Consider the following 17591-nt stretch of genomic DNA (forward strand, 5'->3'; position numbering starts at 1 on the left):
GAAGTGTTCTATCACCATCGAATACCGGGGTGCCCGCTGCAGGTGTCAGGCGTCGCCTAGGATCGGGGGCATGCAGCTCGCCCCCGGCGTCCACGTGGCCATCACCGACCGCGACGGCGGCGTCGGCGCCCCGCCTTACGGTTCGCGCAACCTCGGCGGCATGGTCGGTGACGACCCGGTGACCGTCCGCGCCAACCGCGCGGGCCTGGTGGCCGAGCTGGGGGTGCGGGCGGTGGTCTTCATGCGCCAGGTGCACAGCGCCGAGGTGGCGTACGTGAGCGAGCCGTACGGCGACGACCCGCCGCCGCTCGACGGCGTGTTCACCACCGAGCCCCGGCTGGCGCTGGCGTCGCTCGGCGCCGACTGCCCGGCCGTGCTGGTGGCCGACCCGGTGGCCCGCATGGTCGGCGCCGCCCACTCCGGCCGCCCCGGCACCGAGGCCGGCATCGCCACCGCCCTGGTGACCGCGATGGCGGCCAAGGGCGCCGAGCCAGGCAGAATGGTCGCGCTCATCGGCCCCGGCGCCTGCGGCCGCTGCTACGAGGTCCCCGCCGCCCTCCGCGCCCAGGTGGCCGAAAAGGTCCCCGCCACCTGGTCCACCACGTCCTGGAACACCCCCGCCCTGGACCTGCGCGCCGGCATCGCGTCACAGCTGAGAGCAGCAGGCGTCCCCGACATCCGCCACGACACCCGCTGCACGATCGAGTCGGCGGAGCTCTACTCCCACCGCCGCGACCAGCCGACAGGCCGCTTCGCCGGCCTCATCTGGCTCACCTAGCCACCCGAACGCCCCACGTCAGGCCCCACCAGCGGCCTCACGGGCTCCCGCCAGCGGTTTCCCCGAACACCCCACTGGCGCCTCGTTGGACCGCCCGCAGGGCCTTCGCCGACGTTGCCGCGGGCTCCGCACCGGCGGCCACTGCCCCGCACCGACAGCTCAAGCGGGCGGCCTCGCGGACCCCCCCTGGCACTTCGTTGTAGTCCTCGCAGGACCCGCGCCGACGCTGTCGCAGACCCCGCATAGGCGGCCTCGCACCGGCGGCTCGCCGAACCCCACGGGCACTTCGTTGCAACCGTCGTAGGCCCCCGCCGGCATCGCCGCAGACCCCCCGGCGGCCCCGCACCGGCCTTCCCGCCGACCCCCAACCTGCACCCCCGATGTGACACCCCCACAGAACCCCCCGACGGCCCCCAGGGCCACTGTCACGGTGGTGGGTGGGGTTAGTCCTTCTTGTCTTTGGAGGAGTTGGAGCCGTTGAAGATGGAGTTGACGGCGATGATGCCCATCCACACCGCCAGGATCGGCCAGAACCGGCCCTCTCCGAGCACCATGAACACGACGGTCGACACGGTGCCGAGGGCCACCGACACGATGGCGAGGGCCAGGCGTTGCCCGTCGGGCGGGCCTTGGCGGGCCACCTGGCGGCCTTTGGGTGCGACCTGGCTCAGCCGCTCGTCCACCCGCCGGTCGATCTCCTGGCCCATCTTGTCGAGGAACGAGTCCACGACGGCGTCTTCGTAGTCGGGCCCTAAATCGCGGCGTGCGGCCACGGCGGCTCTGAGCTCATCCCCTGTAGTCATAGAACGAGATATATCGGGACAACGACTATCGGGCAAGGATGTCGTCGAGGTTGTAATGCACGGGACGTTCGAGCTGCTCGTACGTGCATGACTCAGGAGTGCGGTCGGGCCGCCACCGACGGAACTGCGCGGTGTGCCGGAACCGGTCGCCTTCCATCTGGTCGTAGGCCACCTCCATCACCAGTTCAGGCCGGAGCGGGATGAACGACAGGTCCTTCTTCGCGTTCCACCGCGACACCGCGCCGGGCACCCGCTGCCCGCCCCTGGACGGCCCGGCCGCCGGCTGGCCGACGTTGGCCGCCGCCTGCTCGGCCCAGTGACCCCACGGGTGCTCGCTCAGCTCGGCGAGGTACGGCTTGATCTCCTCGACCAGCTCGGCCCTTCGCTTCATCGGGAACGACGCCGCCACCCCCACGTGGTGCAGCCGCCCGTCGTCGCCGTAGAGGCCGAGCAGCAGCGACCCGACGATCGGCCCCGACTTGTGCTCGCGGTAGCCGCACACCACGACGTCGGCCGTACGCTCGTGCTTGACCTTGAACATCGTGCGCTTGTCGGGCACGTAAGGCTGGTCGCCCGGCTTGACGATGATGCCGTCGAGCCCGGCGCCCTCGAACATCTCGAACCACTCGCCCGCCTGCCCCTGGTCAGTGGTGACCGGGGTGAGCCTGATGGAGCCGCCCTTCTCGGGGAACAGCGTCTCGAGCCGCGCCCGCCGCTGCGCGAACGGCACCTCCATGAGCGACTCGTCGCCCAGCGCCAGCAGGTCGAACGCGACGAACTGGGCAGGCGTGCGCTCGGACAGCATCGTCACCCGCGACTTGGCCGGATGGATGCGCTGCTGGAGCGCGTCGAAGTCGAGCTGGCTGCCCATGGGCAGCACGATCTCGCCGTCGATGACGACCTTGTCGGGCAGCTCGGCCCGCGCCGCCTCGACCAGCTCGGGGAAGTAGCGCGTGAACGGCCGCTCGTTGCGGCTGCCCAGGTAGACCTCGTCACCGTCGCGGAAGATGATGCACCGGAAACCGTCCCATTTCGGCTCGTAGAACAGCGTGCCGTCCTGCTTCGGCATGGCCTTGACCGGCTTGGCCAGCATCGGCGGAACGGGCGGCCGCACCGGCAGATTGGGCACCGGCTGCGGCTCCTCCTCGGCCACCGGCTCCGCGCCGGGCTCCGCGCCGGGCTCCGCGCCGGGCTCCGCGCCGGGCTCCGCGGCCGGATCAGTCGCCGGCGAAGTGGCCGCCGAAGCGGTCGGCTCCGTGGTCGGCCCGGTGGTCGGCCCGGTGGTCGGCCCGGTGGTCGGCTCCGTGGTCGGCTCCGTGGTCGGGTCGTCAGTCATCGCTCTGCTCCCTCGTGTACTTGCAGAAGAGCACCCCGTCCTCCTCCAGCACGTGGCCGAGCCGCAGCCCGACCTGCGCGGGCGTGCCGTTCTGGATGCGGGCGGCACCGCCCCCGACCAGCAGCGGGCTGATCGTCAGGCACAGCTCGTCGACCTGCCCGCACGCCGAGAGCTGGGCGTTGATGCGCGGCCCGCCCTCGCACAGCACCCGGGTCAGCCCCCGCTCGCGCAGCGCGGCCACGGCGAGGGGCATGTCGACGCCGTCGTCACCGGCCACCACGAGGTCGGCGTATTTGGCCGCCAGCCTGCGCCGCTCCTGGGGCGCGGACTCGCAGGTGATGACGATGGTCCTGCTCGGCGCATCGGTGAACAGCTCGCCGTCGAGGTCGAGCGACAGGCTGCGGGTGACGACCGCGATGGGCGGCACCTCGGGCCTGCCCTCGCGGATCTCGGCCCATGAGTCGCGCGGCGGGACCGGGCCGTAGCCCTCTTTGCGCACGGTGGCGGCGCCCGCGAGGATCACGTCGGCCAGCCCGCGCAGCGTCTGGAAGACCCGCCGGTCACCCTTGCTGGACAGCGGCCCCGAGCGCCCGTTGAGCCAGGCGGCGCCGTCGACGCTGGCGACCATGTTGAGCCGCAGCCATGGCCGGTCTTCGGGGTAGGCGTACGCCTGAACGATGTCCGGGTTGTCCTGAATGTCGGGATAGATGCGCCGCACTCCTCTACCTTGGCACAGCGCACCGACAATCGGTCCCGCCCCGGTTTTGGGACGGATAGTACTTTCGCGTAACGGCGGACTTCTTACCGTTTCTTTGCTTAACGTGACGATAGGGATAACAGGGAGAGGGGCCGCCGTGAGCCTGGCCACCGCCGTGGCGTGGACGATCGCCGCAGCCGCCGGCGTCTATCTGCTGTCGTTCTGGCTCACCGGCGCCAAGCGCCCGACCAAGATCACCCGGTTCCCCGCCGCGCTCGTCGTCTCGCACCCGGCCCTGGCCGTGACGGCGCTGATCTGCTGGGCGGGCGGGCTGATCACCGGCAACCGGGTGCTGGTCTGGGCCGCGTTCGCCGGCCTCGCCGCCGCCACGCTGCTCGGCTTCGTGATGTTCACCCGCTGGCTCGGCACCGGCCGCCACACCACCACCGCCGCGCGCGGCTTCCCCGCGCTCGCCGTCACCCTGCACGGCCTGGCCGGCGTCACCGCGTTCACGCTCGTCCTCCTGAGCGCGAGCGCCGCCCGGCTCTTCTGACGCGGCTCAGGGCTGACGCGGCTCAGGGCTGACGGGGCTCAGGGGTGACGCGGCTCAGGGCGTTCTGACGTCCTGGCGGGGCAGGCGCAGCACCTGCAGCGAGCGGGCGGTGACCGCGACGAGATCGCCGGCCGACCAGCGCTCGTCGGCGTACGCGTCCTCGATCGTGTCGTGGTTGGTGTCGAGCACCGGCAGCCAGCCGCTGCCGAACTCCTCGCCGGGCAGCGTGAACGACATGTTCTCGTGGTGGGCGTTGATGAGCAGCAGGAACGAGTCGTCCACGATGCGCTCGCCCCTGGGGCCGGGCTCGGTGATGGCGTCGCCGTTCAGATAGACCATGAGCGACTTGGCGTAGCTGATGTGCCAGTCGCCGGCCGTCATCTCGCGCCCGCCCGGCGTCAGCCACACGAGGTCGCGCCGGCCGTCGTCGGGGTGGCGGCCGTGGAAGAAGCGGCGCCGCTGGAAGACGGGGTGCTCGCGGCGCAGCTTCGACAGTGCGCGCACGAACTCCAGCAGGTCGGACTCGGTGTGGACGGTGGACCAGTCGATCCAGGCCAGCTCGTTGTCCTGGCAGTAGGCGTTGTTGTTGCCCCGCTGGGTGCGCCCGATCTCGTCGCCGTGGGACAGCATCGGCACGCCCTGGGACAGGAACAGGGTGGCGAGGAAGTTGCGGCGCTGGCGGCGGCGCAGGGTCACGATGTGGGGGTCCTCGACCGGGCCCTCGGCGCCGCAGTTCCAGGAGCGGTTGTCGTTGGTGCCGTCGCGGTTGTCCTCGCCGTTGGCCTCGTTGTGCTTGTGGTCGTAGGAGACGAGGTCGGCGAGGGTGAAGCCGTCGTGGCAGGTGACGAAGTTGATGGAGGCGACGGGACGGCGGCCGGACGACTCGTAGAGGTCGGCGGAGCCGGTCAGCCGGGACGCGAACTCAGGAAGGGCTGAATGGGTGCCCCTCCAGAAATCTCGTACGATATCGCGGTATTTCCCGTTCCATTCCGTCCACAAAGGCGGGAAATTTCCGACCTGATACCCGCCCGGCCCCACATCCCACGGCTCCGCGATCAGCTTGACCTGAGAGATCACCGGATCCTGCTGGATGAGGTCGAAGAACGCGCTCAGCCGGTCGACGTCGTGCAGCTCCCTGGCCAGCGCCGAGGCCAGGTCGAAGCGGAACCCGTCGACGTGCATCTCGAGCACCCAGTAGCGCAGGGAGTCCATGATGAGCTGCAGGGCGTGCGGCGAGCGCACGTTGAGCGAGTTGCCGCAGCCGGTGTAGTCGAGGTAATAGCGCCGGTCGCCGTCGTGCAGGCGGTAGTAGGCGGCGTTGTCGATGCCCCTGAACCCGAGCGTCGGCCCCATGTGGTCGCCCTCGGCGGTGTGGTTGTAGACCACGTCGAGGATGACCTCGATGCCCGCCTCGTGCAGCGCCCGCACCATGGCCTTGAACTCCAGCACCTGCTGCCCCCGCGTGCCCGCGCTGGAGTAGCCGCCGTGCGGGGCGAGGTAGGCCATGGTGTTGTAGCCCCAGTAGTTGGTCAGCCCGCGGGCGACCAGGAAGTGCTCGGGGACGTAGTGGTGCACCGGCATCAGCTCGACCGCCGTCACCCCGAGCGACAGCAGATGCTCGATGATCGCCGGATGCCCGACCCCCGCGTACGTGCCCCGCAGGTCGGGCGGCACGTCGGGGTGGCGCATCGTGAGCCCGCGCACGTGGGCCTCGTAGATCACGGTCTCGTGGTACGGGATGCGCGGCGGCCGGTCGTTGCCCCACTCGAAGAACGGGTTGATCACCACGTTCTTCGGCATGTAGGGGGCGCTGTCCTCGGTGTTGCGCCGGCTCGGGTCGGTGAAGTAGTAGGGGAACAGCGCCTGGTTCCAGGTCAGCTCGCCGTCGATGGCCTTGGCGTAGGGGTCGAGCAGCAGCTTGGCCGGGTTGCACCGGTGGCCCCGCGGCGGGTCGTAGGGCCCGTGCACGCGATAGCCGTAGCGTTGCCCCGGCTGGATGCCCGGAAGATAGCCATGCCAGACGAAGCCGTCGACCTCGGGCAGATCGACGCGCTCCTCGGAGCCGTCATCGTGGAAAAGGCACAGCTCGACCCGCTCGGCGACCTCGGAGAACACCGCAAAGCTGGTGCCAACGCCGTCCCAGGTGCCGCCGAGTGGATAGGGCTCGCCCGGCCAGACCTCGCGCATGTGACCCGATTGTCGCACGCGAAAGCGGTCTTGGTCGCGCAATGCTCCGATCGCCGTTCGGTAAGGGCGTTCGCTCGTCAGAGCAGCTCGGCCTTGAGCGTGATCGTCGTGCCCGCGAGCGCCTTGCTGACCGGGCAGCCGGCCTTGGCGGCCTCGGCCGCCTGCTGGAACTGCTCGGCGCTGATGCCGGGCACGCGGCCCTGGACGGTCAGCACGATGCCGGTGATGCCCTCGCCCGGCTGGAACGTCACGTCGGCGCTGGTGGTCAGCGACTCGGGCGGGGTGCCGGCGCCGGCCAGGCCGTGGGAGAGCGCCATGGAGAAGCAGGAGGAGTGGGCGGCGGCGATGAGCTCCTCGGGGGAGGTCTTGCCGTTGGCGGACTCGGCCCTGGACGGCCAGGAGACCTCGAACGTGCCGACGCCCGAGGTGTCGAGAGAGACGGTGCCCGAGCCGTCGAGCAGGGCGCCTTTCCACTGGGTCGTCGCGGTGCGGGTGGTGGCCATGGGTGGTCCCTCCGTGTTCCCTCCGTGTGTGCTTCGTCGCTTTCTGAAGACGACACTATCGCGGGGCGAAAGAGTCTCGCGGTGCGGGTCATCCCGCTCTACATTTGCCGCGAATAATGTCATGCTCGGGTCGCGGCGCCTGTGCCGCCTTGGTCCGGATTACACGGGAGTGTGGTGCCAGTGGAGGCACCGTACGACGACCGCCTGCTGCACCAGCGGGTGGTCGGCGGCGATGAGTCCGCGCTGGGGGAGGTCTACGATCGGCTCTCCTCGCTGATCTTCGGTCTCTCCCTGCGGGTCACCAGGGACCGGGTGATCGCCGAGGACATCACGCAGGAGGTGTTCCTGGTCTTCTGGGAGCGGCCGCTGGCCTACGACCCCGACCGGGGCACGCTGCGCGCCTGGCTGGCCACCATCGCCCACCGCAGGGCGGTGGACCACGTGCGCGCGGAGGAGCGCAGGCGGGTGTCGGTGCTCGGGCCACGGCTGTTCGAACGGGAGCCGGCCCGCCTGGAGGACACCGTGCTGGCCGCCGCCGAGGCCGACCGGGTGCGCAGGGCGGTGACGTCCCTGCCCGAGGCGTTACGCCAGGCCGTCGAGCTGGCGTACTTCGGCGGGCGCACCTACCGGCAGGTCGGCGAGGAGCTCGGCGTCCCCGAGGGCACCGCCAAGTCCCGCATCCGCCAGGCGTTACGCCGCCTGGCGGACGCGCTGGCCGAGGAGGAAGTCTGATGAGCGCCGGGTCCCCGCACGGGTCGGGCGCGAGCGGAGAAGACCTGATGAACGTCCGGTCGCGGCACAGATCGGGCGGACATGGAGCAAGCGTGCCGGAACCAGGGCCGCCGCACACGGGCCTGGCCGCCGCGTACGCGCAGGAAGAGGTGTGATGGACCCCGTCGAGCGTCTCTATCTGGACGCGATGATGGAGGACCCGGCGGTGCCGGCCCACTCGTTGCGGCCCCAGCTCCTGGCCGGGGCCCGCGCGCGGCGCCGCCCCGCGGCCCCCACCGCCGGCTGGGCGCAGCCGTACGCGGCCCGCGTGGCCGCCATGGACGCCCTGCTGGCCTCCGCCGTGGACGACGACTGGTCGCGCGTCATCGTCGAGGGCTGGACGCTGCAGGAGCTCGTGGCCCACCTGGCGGCCAAGGACGGCCTGGTGGCGGCCTCCGTGGGCGCTCCCGTGCTGGGCCCGCCGATCGAGGCGGCCGACTCGCTGGGGCGTACGCACGACGTCCAGGCGTACGAGCGGGCCCGCAGCCCCGAGCAGACGCGGCGGGACTGGCGGGCGCAGGCCGACGCGCTCTGCCGGCACCTGGCCGAGCTGCCGCCCACCACCCTCGCCACGCTCGACGGCATGGAGATCGCGGTCAGGGACCACATCCTGGCCAGGGGCCTGGAGACGTGGATCCACACGGCCGACGCGGCGCGGACGGCGCGGGTGCGCCTGCCCGACCCCCTCCCCGAGCACATCCATCCGACGGCCGACCTGTGCGCGCGCCTGCTGCCGTGGACGATGCTGCTGTCGGGGCTGGACGGCTCCGGCCGCACGCTGCTGCTGACGCTGACGGGTCCCGGCGGCGGCGAGTGGCGGGTCGCACTGGGCGTCGAGGACGCCGGGCCGGGGGAGCCTGACGCGCACATCACGGCGGACGTCGTGGCCTTCTGCTTCCTGCTGGGCGGCCGGGGCGACCCCGCCGACTTCCCCGCCGACCTGGAGGGCGACCTGTCCTTGGCCAGGGACGTGCTCACCACCGCCCCCGCTCTTTCCGGCCCTTAACCCGCGAAATCGGACTAATTCCGCACTTCTCACTTATCCGGTAGAGGAAAAGGCGCGGAGCGTGCGTCTTTTACCGTACGGGCGCCCGGGAAGTGCGCAGCGGTCTCCCAAAATTCTGGTACAACGACCCCTTCGCCGGAACCTTAAGGATTTGACGGGTTGTTTGGATCAGTACGGGTAAACGGGATTCTGTGCGCGGGTACGTCTGCCCTTGTCCGAGTACTCCGAGAAATGGGGGCTCGGATTTCGGGTCGTTCTACCCAGGGCGGTAATAGATGCACGTTCATTTCGATAAGCCACATAGGCCAGCGGTGCGCCGGCGTATCGCTGGCCTTGCGCTCGCCGCCACCGCGGCCGGCGTGGTGCTCCTTCCCGTCGGCCAGGGGATCGCCGGCGCGAGCGCAGGCGCGCCCGCCGTCCCCGCCGCCGTCGCCTACACCTCCGGCGAGAAGCCGGTGCTGGGATGCGGTCACCGCCGCTGCGGCCCGTACTGGTGGGGCCGCCGCTGGTGGGGCGGGCACCACCATCACCACCACCACCACGACTTCCACGACGAGCACCACTTCCGTGGCCACCGCCACCACGACGACAGGCGCCACGAGCCCATCCGCGAGCTGCCCGAGCAGGAGGAGCCGGAGGTCGAGGAGCCGGAAGAGCCGGAAGAGCCCGAGCAGCCCGAGCAGCCGCCCAACCAGCCGCCGAACCGGCCACCGCACAAGCATCAGAAGCCGCACAAGCCATATAAGCCGTACAAGCCGGTCAAGGAGCGGCCCATCAAGTTCAAGCCGCGCTACGACGACCGCGGCGGCGAGTGGGCGCCGTGGGACAGCTGGCGCAACGGCCTGAAGAGCGACTACGGCAACGACTGGCGCGCCTCCGACTGGGACTGACGGCGCACCGGCCACCGGACCGGCCATCGGACCAACCACCGGGCTGATCACCGGGCTGATCACCGGGCTGATCACCGGGGCCGACGCAGGAACCGGGGAGCGGCGACGTAGGCTTGCCAATCCTCGACCAGGTCGCCGGGGGACGCCGTGACCGCTGGTCACGGCGTCCCCCGGACGGCAGCACGAGACGAGAGGGGGTCTCCCATGACGGGTGACGACACGACCGGTCTGGCCGACCTGATGTACGAGTTCGGGCTGCTCAAACGCTACAAGCGGACCGGCTGGCTGGTCGCGGGCGTACGCGATCCCGAGAGCATCGCCGAGCACTCGTTCCGCGCGGCCGTGCTCGCCGCCGTGATCGCCAGGCTCGAAGGGGCGAACCCCGAGCGGGCCGCCTTCATGAGCCTCTTCCACGACACGCAGGAAACCCGCATCACCGACATCCCGTACGTCGGCAAGCTCTACCTCAAGCCGGCCCCCAACGAGGAGGTCACCGCCGACCAGGTGCGCCACGTGCCCGCCGAGGTGGCCGGCATGCTGCGCGACGCCGTGGGCGAGTACGAGGAGAAGGCCAGCCTCGAAGCCGTCTGCGCGCGCGACGCCGACAAGCTGGAGTGCCTCATCCAGGCCGTGGAGTACCGCGAGCAGGGACACCAGAACGTGCAGGGGTGGATCGACAGCTCGCTCGCGGCCATCACCACGACGACGGGCAAGCGCCTGGCGGAGGAGGCGCTGAGCACGGGCACCCTGGACTGGGTGACCCGCGTGCTCAACGGCGGCTGACAGATCCGGCCGCATCTGCTGCATGGACAGCGGCCGACCACCCGGGGCGACACCCCAGGTGCGGTTCCCGCCCGGCCCAGGGGCCCGGGCGGGGCTGTGAGGGCCTGTGCGGGCTCAGGCGGGCTTGGAGACGAGATCCCTGGCGTACTCGTCGTCGCTCTCCGCCAGCACCCGCTGAGCGCCCTGGGCGGCCCGCTCGTCGCCGCGCACCGCCAGCCCACGCGTGGCCTCGGCCACCGTACGCAGGTCGGCGTCGGTCAGCCGGGCCGCCAGCGCCTCCCTGATCTGCGGCGTGTCGGCCGACAGCCCCGCGAGCCCGGCGGTCGCCCAGTCGCGGATCTCGGAGTCGTCGTCCTCGCTCATCGAGATGAGCAGCGCCAGCCCTTCCTCGTGGTCGGGCGGCAGCACGTCGGCCAGCGCGATGGGGTCGGTGATCGTGCGCTTGTGATCGGGACGCCCGATGACGTCCAGCACGTACGGCAGCGCCCGCGGGTCGCCCTGGTGGCCGAGCGCGGCCAGCACCGAGCGCAGCACCTGCGGGTTGCCCTCGGTCGTGACCATCTTCTCCAGCAGCGGCAGGGCCCTTTCGAGGTACGGCTTGTCGCCGTCGGAGAACCCGAACTGCGCGATGGCGTCCACGCCGAACTCGCGCTCCCTGGCGTCCTCGCTCACGCACAGCCTGGCCAGCGCCTCGTAGGTGTCGTCGTCGGCCCGCTTGCCCAGCGTGTCGGCCACGATCCACCAGGTCTCGGCGTCCTCGTCGACGTCGCGGTGCGCCAGCGCCCGCGCCACCAGCTGATCCACCGGCGTCTCGACGCCCGCCGCGTCCTCCAGCAGGGTCGCGATGGCCGCGTGGCCGCGCTGGGCCTGCACCTGCTCGCTCTCGGCGCCGTCGGCCGAGCGGCCCGCCACGGTGACCAGCTCGGTGCCGTCCTTGGCGTACTGGCGGGCGACGACGTATTCCCAGCCCTCCTGCTCCACCTGGTCGAGCAGCGCGCTCTCCAGGTGCACGCCGACCCAGTCGAGGGCGATCTCCAGCGGCGTGTCGCCGTCGCCGTCGTACTTCCGGTGGTCGGCGCCCGCCTCCAGCAGCACCTGCACGACGCCCAGCGCGCCGCGCCTGGCGGCCAGGGTGAGTGGGGTGTCGCCGTCGTCGTTGGTGACGTCGACCTCGGCGCCTGCCTCGATCAGCACCCTGGCGACGTTGGCGTGGCCGTTGGCGGCGGCCCAGAGCAGCGCCGTCCAGCCGCCCGCCTCCCTGGCGCCGACCTCGGCGCCGGCCGCCAGCAGCGCGCCGGCCACCTCGGTGCGGTCCCAGGCGGCGGCCGCGCACAGCGGCAGGCCCGCGTCCTCGCCCTCGCTGGGCCTGTTGGGATCGGCGCCACTGGCGAGCAGCTTGCCGACGGTCTCGGTCTCGCCGTTCAACGCCGCGCGGTAGAGCTGTTCCTCATGCATGACAGGGACCCTAGCCTGGTCCGGCCGCGCCCCGGACCAGACCGGGGTCCGTGTCATCGCGTGATACGTGCCCCGCCCATGGACCGGTTCACTTCTCATCCGAAATGTGCATGTTTTGGGGTATCAAGGTATTCCTCCGCAGGGAGGAGGAGCATCGGGGGCAAGACGCGATATGTTGCGAGTATGACTGATCCCGGTGAGCTCCGTGCGTCCGATGCCGAGCGCGAGGCCGTCGTCGAGCAGCTGCGCGTCGCCTCGGTCGAGGGGCGTCTCACCCTCGCCGAGCTGACCGACCGTACCGAAGCGGCCTATACGGCCACCACGCACGCCGAGCTGGCCCTGCTCACCCAGGACCTGCCGTCGGGCGCCGCCGCGCCCGCGCCCGCTCCCGTGCAGCCCCAAGGCAGGAAGCGGCGCTGGTTCGTGGCCGTCATGGGTGACTCCAAGCGGCACGGCACCTGGCGCATCGACCAGGAGCTCGGCGCTGTCGCGGTGATGGGCGACGTCGTGCTCGACCTGCGCGAGGCCGAGGTGCGCACCGACAAGGTCGAGATCATGGCCGTCGCGGTGATGGGCGACGTGAAGATCATCGTCCCCGACGGCGTGAGCGTGGACCTCGACGGCATGGCCATCATGGGCGACAAGAAGGTCAAGGTCGACCAGGCGTTGTCCGGGGCGAGCGCCCCCGTGGTGCGCGTGCAGGCGTACGCCGTGATGGGCGACGTCAAGGTGGTCGGCGACTCGCAGGCCAAGCCGCTCAAGCGTGGCTTCTCGGCCTGGCGCGAGCACTGGCGTCAGCTCCACGGCGAGGACTGGCGCGAGCTGAGCCGCCAGGTCCGCGCCGAGGGCCGCGAACTCCGCCGCCAGCTCCGCAACGACAACCGCCACCCCGGCTACTGACCCTTGCCCTGTCCCTTTCCGGCGGCAGCTGGCCGACGTCCTTTGGAGGAGGGGGCGACCTTGGCCGCTGCCCCCAGCCGTCCGTGGGGGCTGACGTCCTTTGGGAGGGGTGGCCTCGGCCACTGCCCCCACCTGTGTCAGGTTCCGGTGGTAGGTGGCTGGTGTCCTTTGAGGGAGGGGTGGCCCCCGTCCCGGCTACCTCCCCGTCGTAGGGGGTTGGCGTCCTTTGGAGGGGGTTGCCTCGGTAACTGACTCCCGCCCGAGGGAGGGGGTGGCCTCGGCTGCTGAACCTGTCGTCAGACGGCCAGGGCGGTTGGTTGGGTTAGGGCGGTTTTGTAGCGTTCGAGGAGGATGTCGACCAGTTCCGGGGCTGGGCCCAGGACGTCGGCCACCGCGTCGGCGCCGGCCCTCAGGGTTTCGTGGCGGACCTTGTCGGCGAAGAAGCCGGGGGCCAGCAGGTACGGGGCCACGACCACGCGCGGGGCGCCGGCCCGTCTGAGGGCGGCCACCGCCTGCGCCGGAGTGGGGCGCGCCGCGGAGGCGTATGCGGGTGTCACGGTCCACCAGCCGGACCGCCGCCACACCCGCGCCGTCTCCGCCACCACGCCGTTGGCCCTGGCGTCGCTGGAGCCGGCCGACACCAGCACCACCGCCGTCCCGGGGTCGCCCGCAGGCACACCCGCCTCGCCGAGCCGCCGCTCCAGCGCGGACAGCAGCAGCGGATGCGGGCCGAGCGTGCTCCCGTAGCTGACCCGCAGCAGCGGATCGCGCGCCCGGGCCTCGTTGAGCGCCGCGGGCAGGTCCACCCGGCTGTGGTACGCCTCGGTGAGCAGCAGCGGCAGCACCACGGCCGCCCGCAGCCCGCTGAGCGCCTGCCCGAGCGAGGGCGCGCAGTGATCGAGGTACGCCACCCGCACGTCCAGCGGCACCTGGTCGAGCAACGCGGCCACGGTGGCGGCGGCGCGCGGGTCACGAGACCCGTGGGCCACCGCCACCAGTGGCACGCGGCCGGGGGCCGCCCCGCCTGCCAACGGGACGGGTCCCCCGCTGGGGATCACAGGTGAATGCCGCATTCGACCTTCCCCAGGCCCGCCCAGCGTCCGCTGCGCGGATCCTCTCCCTCCGCGACCTGCCGCGTGCACGGCGCGCAGCCGATCGAGGGGTAGTTGTCGTAGTGCAACGGATTGATCAGCACCCCGTTGTCGGCGATGTAATTGTCGACGTCCTCCTGCGTCCAGGCGGCGATCGGGTTGACCTTCACCATCTGCCGCTTGGCGTCCCACTCCACGACCTTGGTGCCGGTCCTGCTGGGCGACTCGTCGCGGCGGATGCCGGAGATCCACGCCAGATACGGCTCGAGCGCCCGGTTGAGCGGCTCGACCTTGCGCAGGTAGCAGCACAGGTCGGGGTTGCGGCCGAACAGCCGCGGCCCGAGGTCGCGGTCCTGCTCCTCGACCGTGCGCGACGGCTTGATGTCGATCACGTTGACGTCGTAGACCTGGCGCACCGCGTCGCGGGTGCCGATGGTCTCGGCGAAGTGGTAGCCGGTGTCGATGAACAGGACGTCGACGCCGGGCTTGACCCTGCTCACCAGGTCGATGAGCAGCGCGTCGCTCATCGAAGAGGTCAGGCACAGCCGGTCGCCGAACGTCGCCGCCGCCCACCGGATGATCTCCCGCGCGGGTGCGCCTTCGAGGAACTTGGCGGCGGACTCGACGATGTCCTGCAGGTCGAGCACGCCGCGCTGATCTCTCAGCCCCACCTCGATGTCGACGAGCGTCATATCTTCACTCCGATCCCCAGGAATTTGAGCTTGAAGGCACGAGCGCAGGCGCGGCAGTACCAGCCGCCGCCCGTTCCCGCCCCGGACGCCCCGCGCTCGCCCGCGTGGGATTCCGCGTGGGATTCAGTGGGCTCATAGGGCTCGAGGTCCTCGTCACCGCAGTAGGGGCAGTGGAAGGGAACCGCTCGTTCGGTCATTTCAGGTCGGCCTCGTCTGCTCGCTGGACCCAGTCGGCGAACGACTCGCCTTCCTTCTTCTGGCTGTCGTAGTTGGACACGACGCGTGTCACGTAGTCGGGCAGTGCCTTGGCGGTGGTCTTGAGCCCGCGTACCTTCCTGCCGAAGCCCGCGTTGACGCCGAGCGAGCCCCCCAGGTGGATCTGGAAGCCCTCGACCTGGTCGCCGTTCTCGTCCACGACGAGCTGGCCCTTCAGGCCGATGTCGGCGACCTGGATGCGGGCGCAGGAGTTGGGGCAGCCGTTGACGTTGATGGTCAGCGGCTGGTCGAAGTCGGGCAGGCGCCGCTCCAGCTCGTCGATCAGGTCCATCGCGGTGGCCTTGGTCTCGACGATGGCGAGCTTGCAGTATTCGATGCCGGTGCAGGCCATCGTCTGGCGGCGGAACGTGGACGGGTTGACCTGCAGGTCGTTGGCCTCCAGCTCGGCCACGACGGACTCGACCCGCTCGGGCGCGACGTCGAGGATGACCATCTTCTGCTCGACGGTGGTGCGCACCCGGTCGGAGCCGTGGCGCTCGGCGATGTCGGCGATGACCCGCAGCTTGTCGCCGTCGACCCGGCCCACCTTGGGCGCGAAGCCGACGTAGAAGTTGCCGTCCTTCTGCGGGAAGACGCCGACGTGGTCGCGCCGGCTGTCGCGCGGCTGCTCGGGCGCGGGCCCGTCGGGCAGCGCCTCCTTGAGGTATTCGGTCTCCAGGATCTCCCTGAACTTCTCCGGCCCCCAGTCGTTGACCAGGAACTTGATCCTGGCCCTGTGGCGTAGCCGCCGGTAGCCGTAGTCGCGGAAGATGCCGACGACGCCCTCGTGCACGTCGGCCGCCTTCTCGGGGCTGACGAACACGCCGAGCCGCTTGCCCAGCATCGGGTTGGTGGACAGGCCGCCGCCGACCCACAGGTCGTAGCCGGCCTCGCCGCGCTCGTTGACCACGCCGACGAACGCCACGTCGTTGATCTCGTGCACGGTGCAGTGGGCCGGGCAGCCGCTGAGCGCGGTCTTGAACTTGCGCGGCAGGTTGGAGTAGGCCGGGTTGCCGACGACCCGGTCGTAGATCTCCTTGATCTGGTCGCTGGCGTCGAGCACCTCGTCGGTGTCGATGCCCGCCAGCGGACAGCCCATGATCACGCGCGGGGTGTCGCCGCACGCCTCGGTGGTGGACAGGCCGACGGCCTCCAGCCGCTCCCAGATGTCGGGCACCGACTCGATCTCCACCCAGTGCAGCTGGATGTTCTGGCGGTCGGTGATGTCGGCGGTGCCGCGGGCGTACTCGTTGGAGATGTCGGCGATCGTCCGCAGCTGGGCCAGGTCGAGCTGGCCGCCGTCGATGCGCACGCGGAGCATGAAGTAGCGGTCGTCCAGCTCCTCCGGCTCCAGGATGGCGGTCTTGCCGCCGTCGATGCCGGGCTTGCGCTGGGTGTAGAGGCCGTACCAGCGCATGCGTCCGCGCAGGTCGGCCGGGTCGATCGAGTCGAAGCCCCGCTTGGAGTAGATGTCGATGATCCGCTGCCGGACGTTGAGCCCGTCGTCGTTCTTCTTGCTCTCTTCGTTCTTGTTGAGCGGCTCACGGTAACCGAGGGCCCACTGGCCTTCGCCGCGCGGGCGTTTGTGGTGCCGGCTGGCAGGAGTGCGGCTGGCAGGGGTGCTCATTGCGCGTCCTTCTGATCATGGGCGCGCGCAACGTTCCTCCTGCCTCGTCGGCGAGGGCAGGACTGGAGAGGAGAAGTGCGACGCGCTCAGCGGAAAATACAGATGTCGGTTAGCGGGCGTCGCAACAGATGGCACTGCGGACACGCTGAAGATCGACGTGGCGTCGACCGACGAGCATGGGGTCCGCTGGCATGGTTCGAGAGTACTCTCGCTGTCCGAGATGTCCAAGACGGGGTCCAGAGTGTGGGATAGTGTCCCCTCGTCCCGCGCCCTGTCGCATCCCTCCGTCTCATCCCTGCCGCTGCCAGTTGACGGACGGCTCAGGGGCGTTCTCGCCGAGGTCCTCCGTCGCGTCCTGATCAGGGCGGGACGTGACCCGATGCTGGCAGTCGCACCAGGAGCCGCCCCGGCAGTCGCCGTGGCGCTTGTCCTTGCAGCTGTCACAGATCACGCTTGCATTATGGACCTCATGGCCGAGCTGATCGGTGACCTGCGTGCCGAGACCGACGCGCTGCGCGCGCTGCTGCCCTCCCCTGACGACGCGGACTGGGAGCGGCCCACCCCCGCGGAGGGGTGGGCGGTGCGTGACCAGGTGAGCCACCTGGCGTGGTTCGACGACGCGGCGGTGCTGGCCGTCACCGATCCCGGCGCCTTCGCCGCGCTGCCGGTGGGCGCCGGCTCGGTGGACGACCTGGCCGCCGAGTCGCGGGGCATGCCGCCCGCCGAGCTGCTGGCCTGGTTCGACGCGGCCAGGGGGCGGTCGCTCGAGGTGTTCGCGGGGCTGGGGGCGCGCGAGCGGGTGCCGTGGTTCGGGCCGCCGATGTCGGCCGCCTCGTTCGTGACCGCGCGGCTGATGGAGACGTGGGCGCACGGCCAGGACGTCGCCGACGCGCTGGGCGTCGTCAGGGAGCCGACCGACCGGCTGCGGCACGTCGCCATGCTGGGCTTCCGCGCCAGGCCGTTCAGCTTCGCCGTACGCGGCCTGCCCGTGCCCGACGAGCCCGTACGCGTGGAGCTGGCGATGCCAGGCGGCGGCACCTGGACGGCGGGCCCCGAGGACGCGCCCTCGTCCGTACGCGGGACGCTGCTCGGCTTCTGCCTGGCCGTCACCCAGCGCGCCCACCTGTCCGACACCGGCCTGGAACTGGCCGGCGAGCCGGCGCGGGCCTGGATGGAGATCGCCCAGGCGTTCGCGGGACCTCCGGGGAAGGGCCGCGCGCCCAGGGGATGAGTCAGGGTCATTCCGGATACGCGACCCGCATGA

Annotated in this window: 20 protein-coding genes; 9 read left to right on the top strand and 11 right to left on the bottom strand. The window is 70.9% G+C overall.

The genetic code is table 11. From position 1 onward, the window contains the following. Positions 1-70 precede the first annotated feature (70 nt). Complete coding sequence (gene pgeF, locus AB0K28_RS01780) at positions 71-778, top strand: peptidoglycan editing factor PgeF (RefSeq protein WP_364363850.1); 708 nt, start codon at positions 71-73, stop codon at positions 776-778. A 443-nt stretch (positions 779-1221) separates the two neighbouring features. Here the strand turns inward: pgeF and AB0K28_RS01785 are convergent, their stop codons facing one another. The 3 genes from AB0K28_RS01785 to AB0K28_RS01795 are packed head-to-tail and all read right to left on the bottom strand — an operon-like array spanning position 1222 to position 3635. After that, on the bottom strand, positions 1222-1581 hold the full coding sequence (locus tag AB0K28_RS01785) for a hypothetical protein (protein WP_364363853.1): 360 nt from the start codon (positions 1579-1581) through the stop codon (positions 1222-1224). A 25-nt stretch (positions 1582-1606) separates the two neighbouring features. Continuing rightward, on the bottom strand, positions 1607-2917 hold the full coding sequence (locus AB0K28_RS01790) for an ATP-dependent DNA ligase (RefSeq protein WP_364363856.1): 1311 nt from the start codon (positions 2915-2917) through the stop codon (positions 1607-1609). Further along, positions 2910-3635 carry a pyrimidine reductase family protein gene (locus AB0K28_RS01795; protein WP_345387256.1) on the bottom strand — a complete coding sequence of 242 codons (726 nt, stop codon included), beginning with the start codon at positions 3633-3635 and terminating at the stop codon, positions 2910-2912. Before AB0K28_RS01795 ends, AB0K28_RS01790 begins: the two co-directional genes overlap by 8 nt. Positions 3636-3771: 136 nt before the next feature. Here AB0K28_RS01795 and AB0K28_RS01800 point away from each other — a divergent pair, with 136 nt between their 5' ends. Beyond that, positions 3772-4167, top strand: coding sequence for a hypothetical protein (locus tag AB0K28_RS01800; RefSeq protein ID WP_345387254.1), 396 nt, complete (start codon positions 3772-3774; stop codon positions 4165-4167). A gap of 54 nt (positions 4168-4221) precedes the next feature. On the opposite strand, the gene glgX is transcribed toward AB0K28_RS01800, so the two are convergent. Then, positions 4222-6354 (bottom strand): glycogen debranching protein GlgX, encoded by a 2133-nt coding sequence (gene glgX / locus AB0K28_RS01805; RefSeq protein ID WP_364363860.1) that lies wholly within the window; start codon positions 6352-6354, stop codon positions 4222-4224. Positions 6355-6431: 77 nt separating this feature from the next. Continuing rightward, complete coding sequence (locus tag AB0K28_RS01810) at positions 6432-6857, bottom strand: OsmC family protein (protein ID WP_345387252.1); 426 nt, start codon at positions 6855-6857, stop codon at positions 6432-6434. Between the two features lie 174 nt (positions 6858-7031). Here AB0K28_RS01810 and AB0K28_RS01815 point away from each other — a divergent pair, with 174 nt between their 5' ends. From AB0K28_RS01815 to AB0K28_RS01835, 5 genes are all read left to right on the top strand, one after another. Further along, positions 7032-7589 (top strand): sigma-70 family RNA polymerase sigma factor, encoded by a 558-nt coding sequence (locus AB0K28_RS01815; RefSeq protein WP_345387250.1) that lies wholly within the window; start codon positions 7032-7034, stop codon positions 7587-7589. Then, positions 7589-7744: a hypothetical protein gene (locus AB0K28_RS01820; protein WP_345387248.1), complete on the top strand. Its 156-nt coding sequence runs from the start codon at positions 7589-7591 to the stop codon at positions 7742-7744. Before AB0K28_RS01815 ends, AB0K28_RS01820 begins: the two co-directional genes overlap by 1 nt. After that, positions 7744-8634, top strand: coding sequence for a maleylpyruvate isomerase family mycothiol-dependent enzyme (locus tag AB0K28_RS01825; protein WP_364363865.1), 891 nt, complete (start codon positions 7744-7746; stop codon positions 8632-8634). The genes AB0K28_RS01820 and AB0K28_RS01825 overlap by 1 nt, the downstream gene beginning before the upstream one ends. A 359-nt stretch (positions 8635-8993) precedes the next feature. Continuing rightward, positions 8994-9524, top strand: coding sequence for a hypothetical protein (locus AB0K28_RS01830; protein WP_364363868.1), 531 nt, complete (start codon positions 8994-8996; stop codon positions 9522-9524). Positions 9525-9728: 204 nt separating this feature from the next. Then, complete coding sequence (locus tag AB0K28_RS01835) at positions 9729-10307, top strand: HD domain-containing protein (RefSeq protein ID WP_355427713.1); 579 nt, start codon at positions 9729-9731, stop codon at positions 10305-10307. 114 nt (positions 10308-10421) lie between these two features. Here AB0K28_RS01835 and AB0K28_RS01840 read toward each other — a convergent pair whose 3' ends face one another. After that, positions 10422-11762, bottom strand: a complete 1341-nt coding sequence (locus tag AB0K28_RS01840) for an ankyrin repeat domain-containing protein (RefSeq protein WP_364363872.1) — start codon at positions 11760-11762, stop codon at positions 10422-10424. A gap of 183 nt (positions 11763-11945) precedes the next feature. Here AB0K28_RS01840 and AB0K28_RS01845 point away from each other — a divergent pair, with 183 nt between their 5' ends. Beyond that, positions 11946-12662 (top strand): DUF1707 domain-containing protein, encoded by a 717-nt coding sequence (locus AB0K28_RS01845; RefSeq protein ID WP_364363875.1) that lies wholly within the window; start codon positions 11946-11948, stop codon positions 12660-12662. 296 nt (positions 12663-12958) lie between these two features. Here the strand turns inward: AB0K28_RS01845 and AB0K28_RS01850 are convergent, their stop codons facing one another. The 5 genes from AB0K28_RS01850 to AB0K28_RS01870 form a co-directional block, all read right to left on the bottom strand. Further along, positions 12959-13657 (bottom strand): sirohydrochlorin chelatase, encoded by a 699-nt coding sequence (locus AB0K28_RS01850; RefSeq protein ID WP_364364507.1) that lies wholly within the window; start codon positions 13655-13657, stop codon positions 12959-12961. Between the two features lie 59 nt (positions 13658-13716). Continuing rightward, positions 13717-14445 carry a phosphoadenylyl-sulfate reductase gene (locus AB0K28_RS01855; protein ID WP_345387240.1) on the bottom strand — a complete coding sequence of 243 codons (729 nt, stop codon included), beginning with the start codon at positions 14443-14445 and terminating at the stop codon, positions 13717-13719. A gap of 193 nt (positions 14446-14638) precedes the next feature. After that, on the bottom strand, positions 14639-16327 hold the full coding sequence (locus AB0K28_RS01860) for a nitrite/sulfite reductase (RefSeq protein ID WP_364363879.1): 1689 nt from the start codon (positions 16325-16327) through the stop codon (positions 14639-14641). A gap of 109 nt (positions 16328-16436) precedes the next feature. Continuing rightward, a complete protein-coding gene (locus AB0K28_RS01865) occupies positions 16437-16607 on the bottom strand; it encodes a putative leader peptide (protein WP_364363882.1) in 171 nt (56 codons plus the stop codon). A 9-nt stretch (positions 16608-16616) separates the two neighbouring features. After that, positions 16617-16778 carry a hypothetical protein gene (locus AB0K28_RS01870; protein ID WP_345387236.1) on the bottom strand — a complete coding sequence of 54 codons (162 nt, stop codon included), beginning with the start codon at positions 16776-16778 and terminating at the stop codon, positions 16617-16619. Positions 16779-16796: 18 nt separating this feature from the next. Here AB0K28_RS01870 and AB0K28_RS01875 point away from each other — a divergent pair, with 18 nt between their 5' ends. Beyond that, complete coding sequence (locus AB0K28_RS01875; RefSeq protein WP_364363885.1) at positions 16797-17558, top strand: TIGR03084 family metal-binding protein; 762 nt, start codon at positions 16797-16799, stop codon at positions 17556-17558. Positions 17559-17591 lie beyond the last annotated feature (33 nt).

Source organism: Nonomuraea sp. NPDC049504 (assembly GCF_040676845.1).
Lineage (GTDB): Bacteria > Actinomycetota > Actinomycetes > Streptosporangiales > Streptosporangiaceae > Nonomuraea > Nonomuraea salmonea.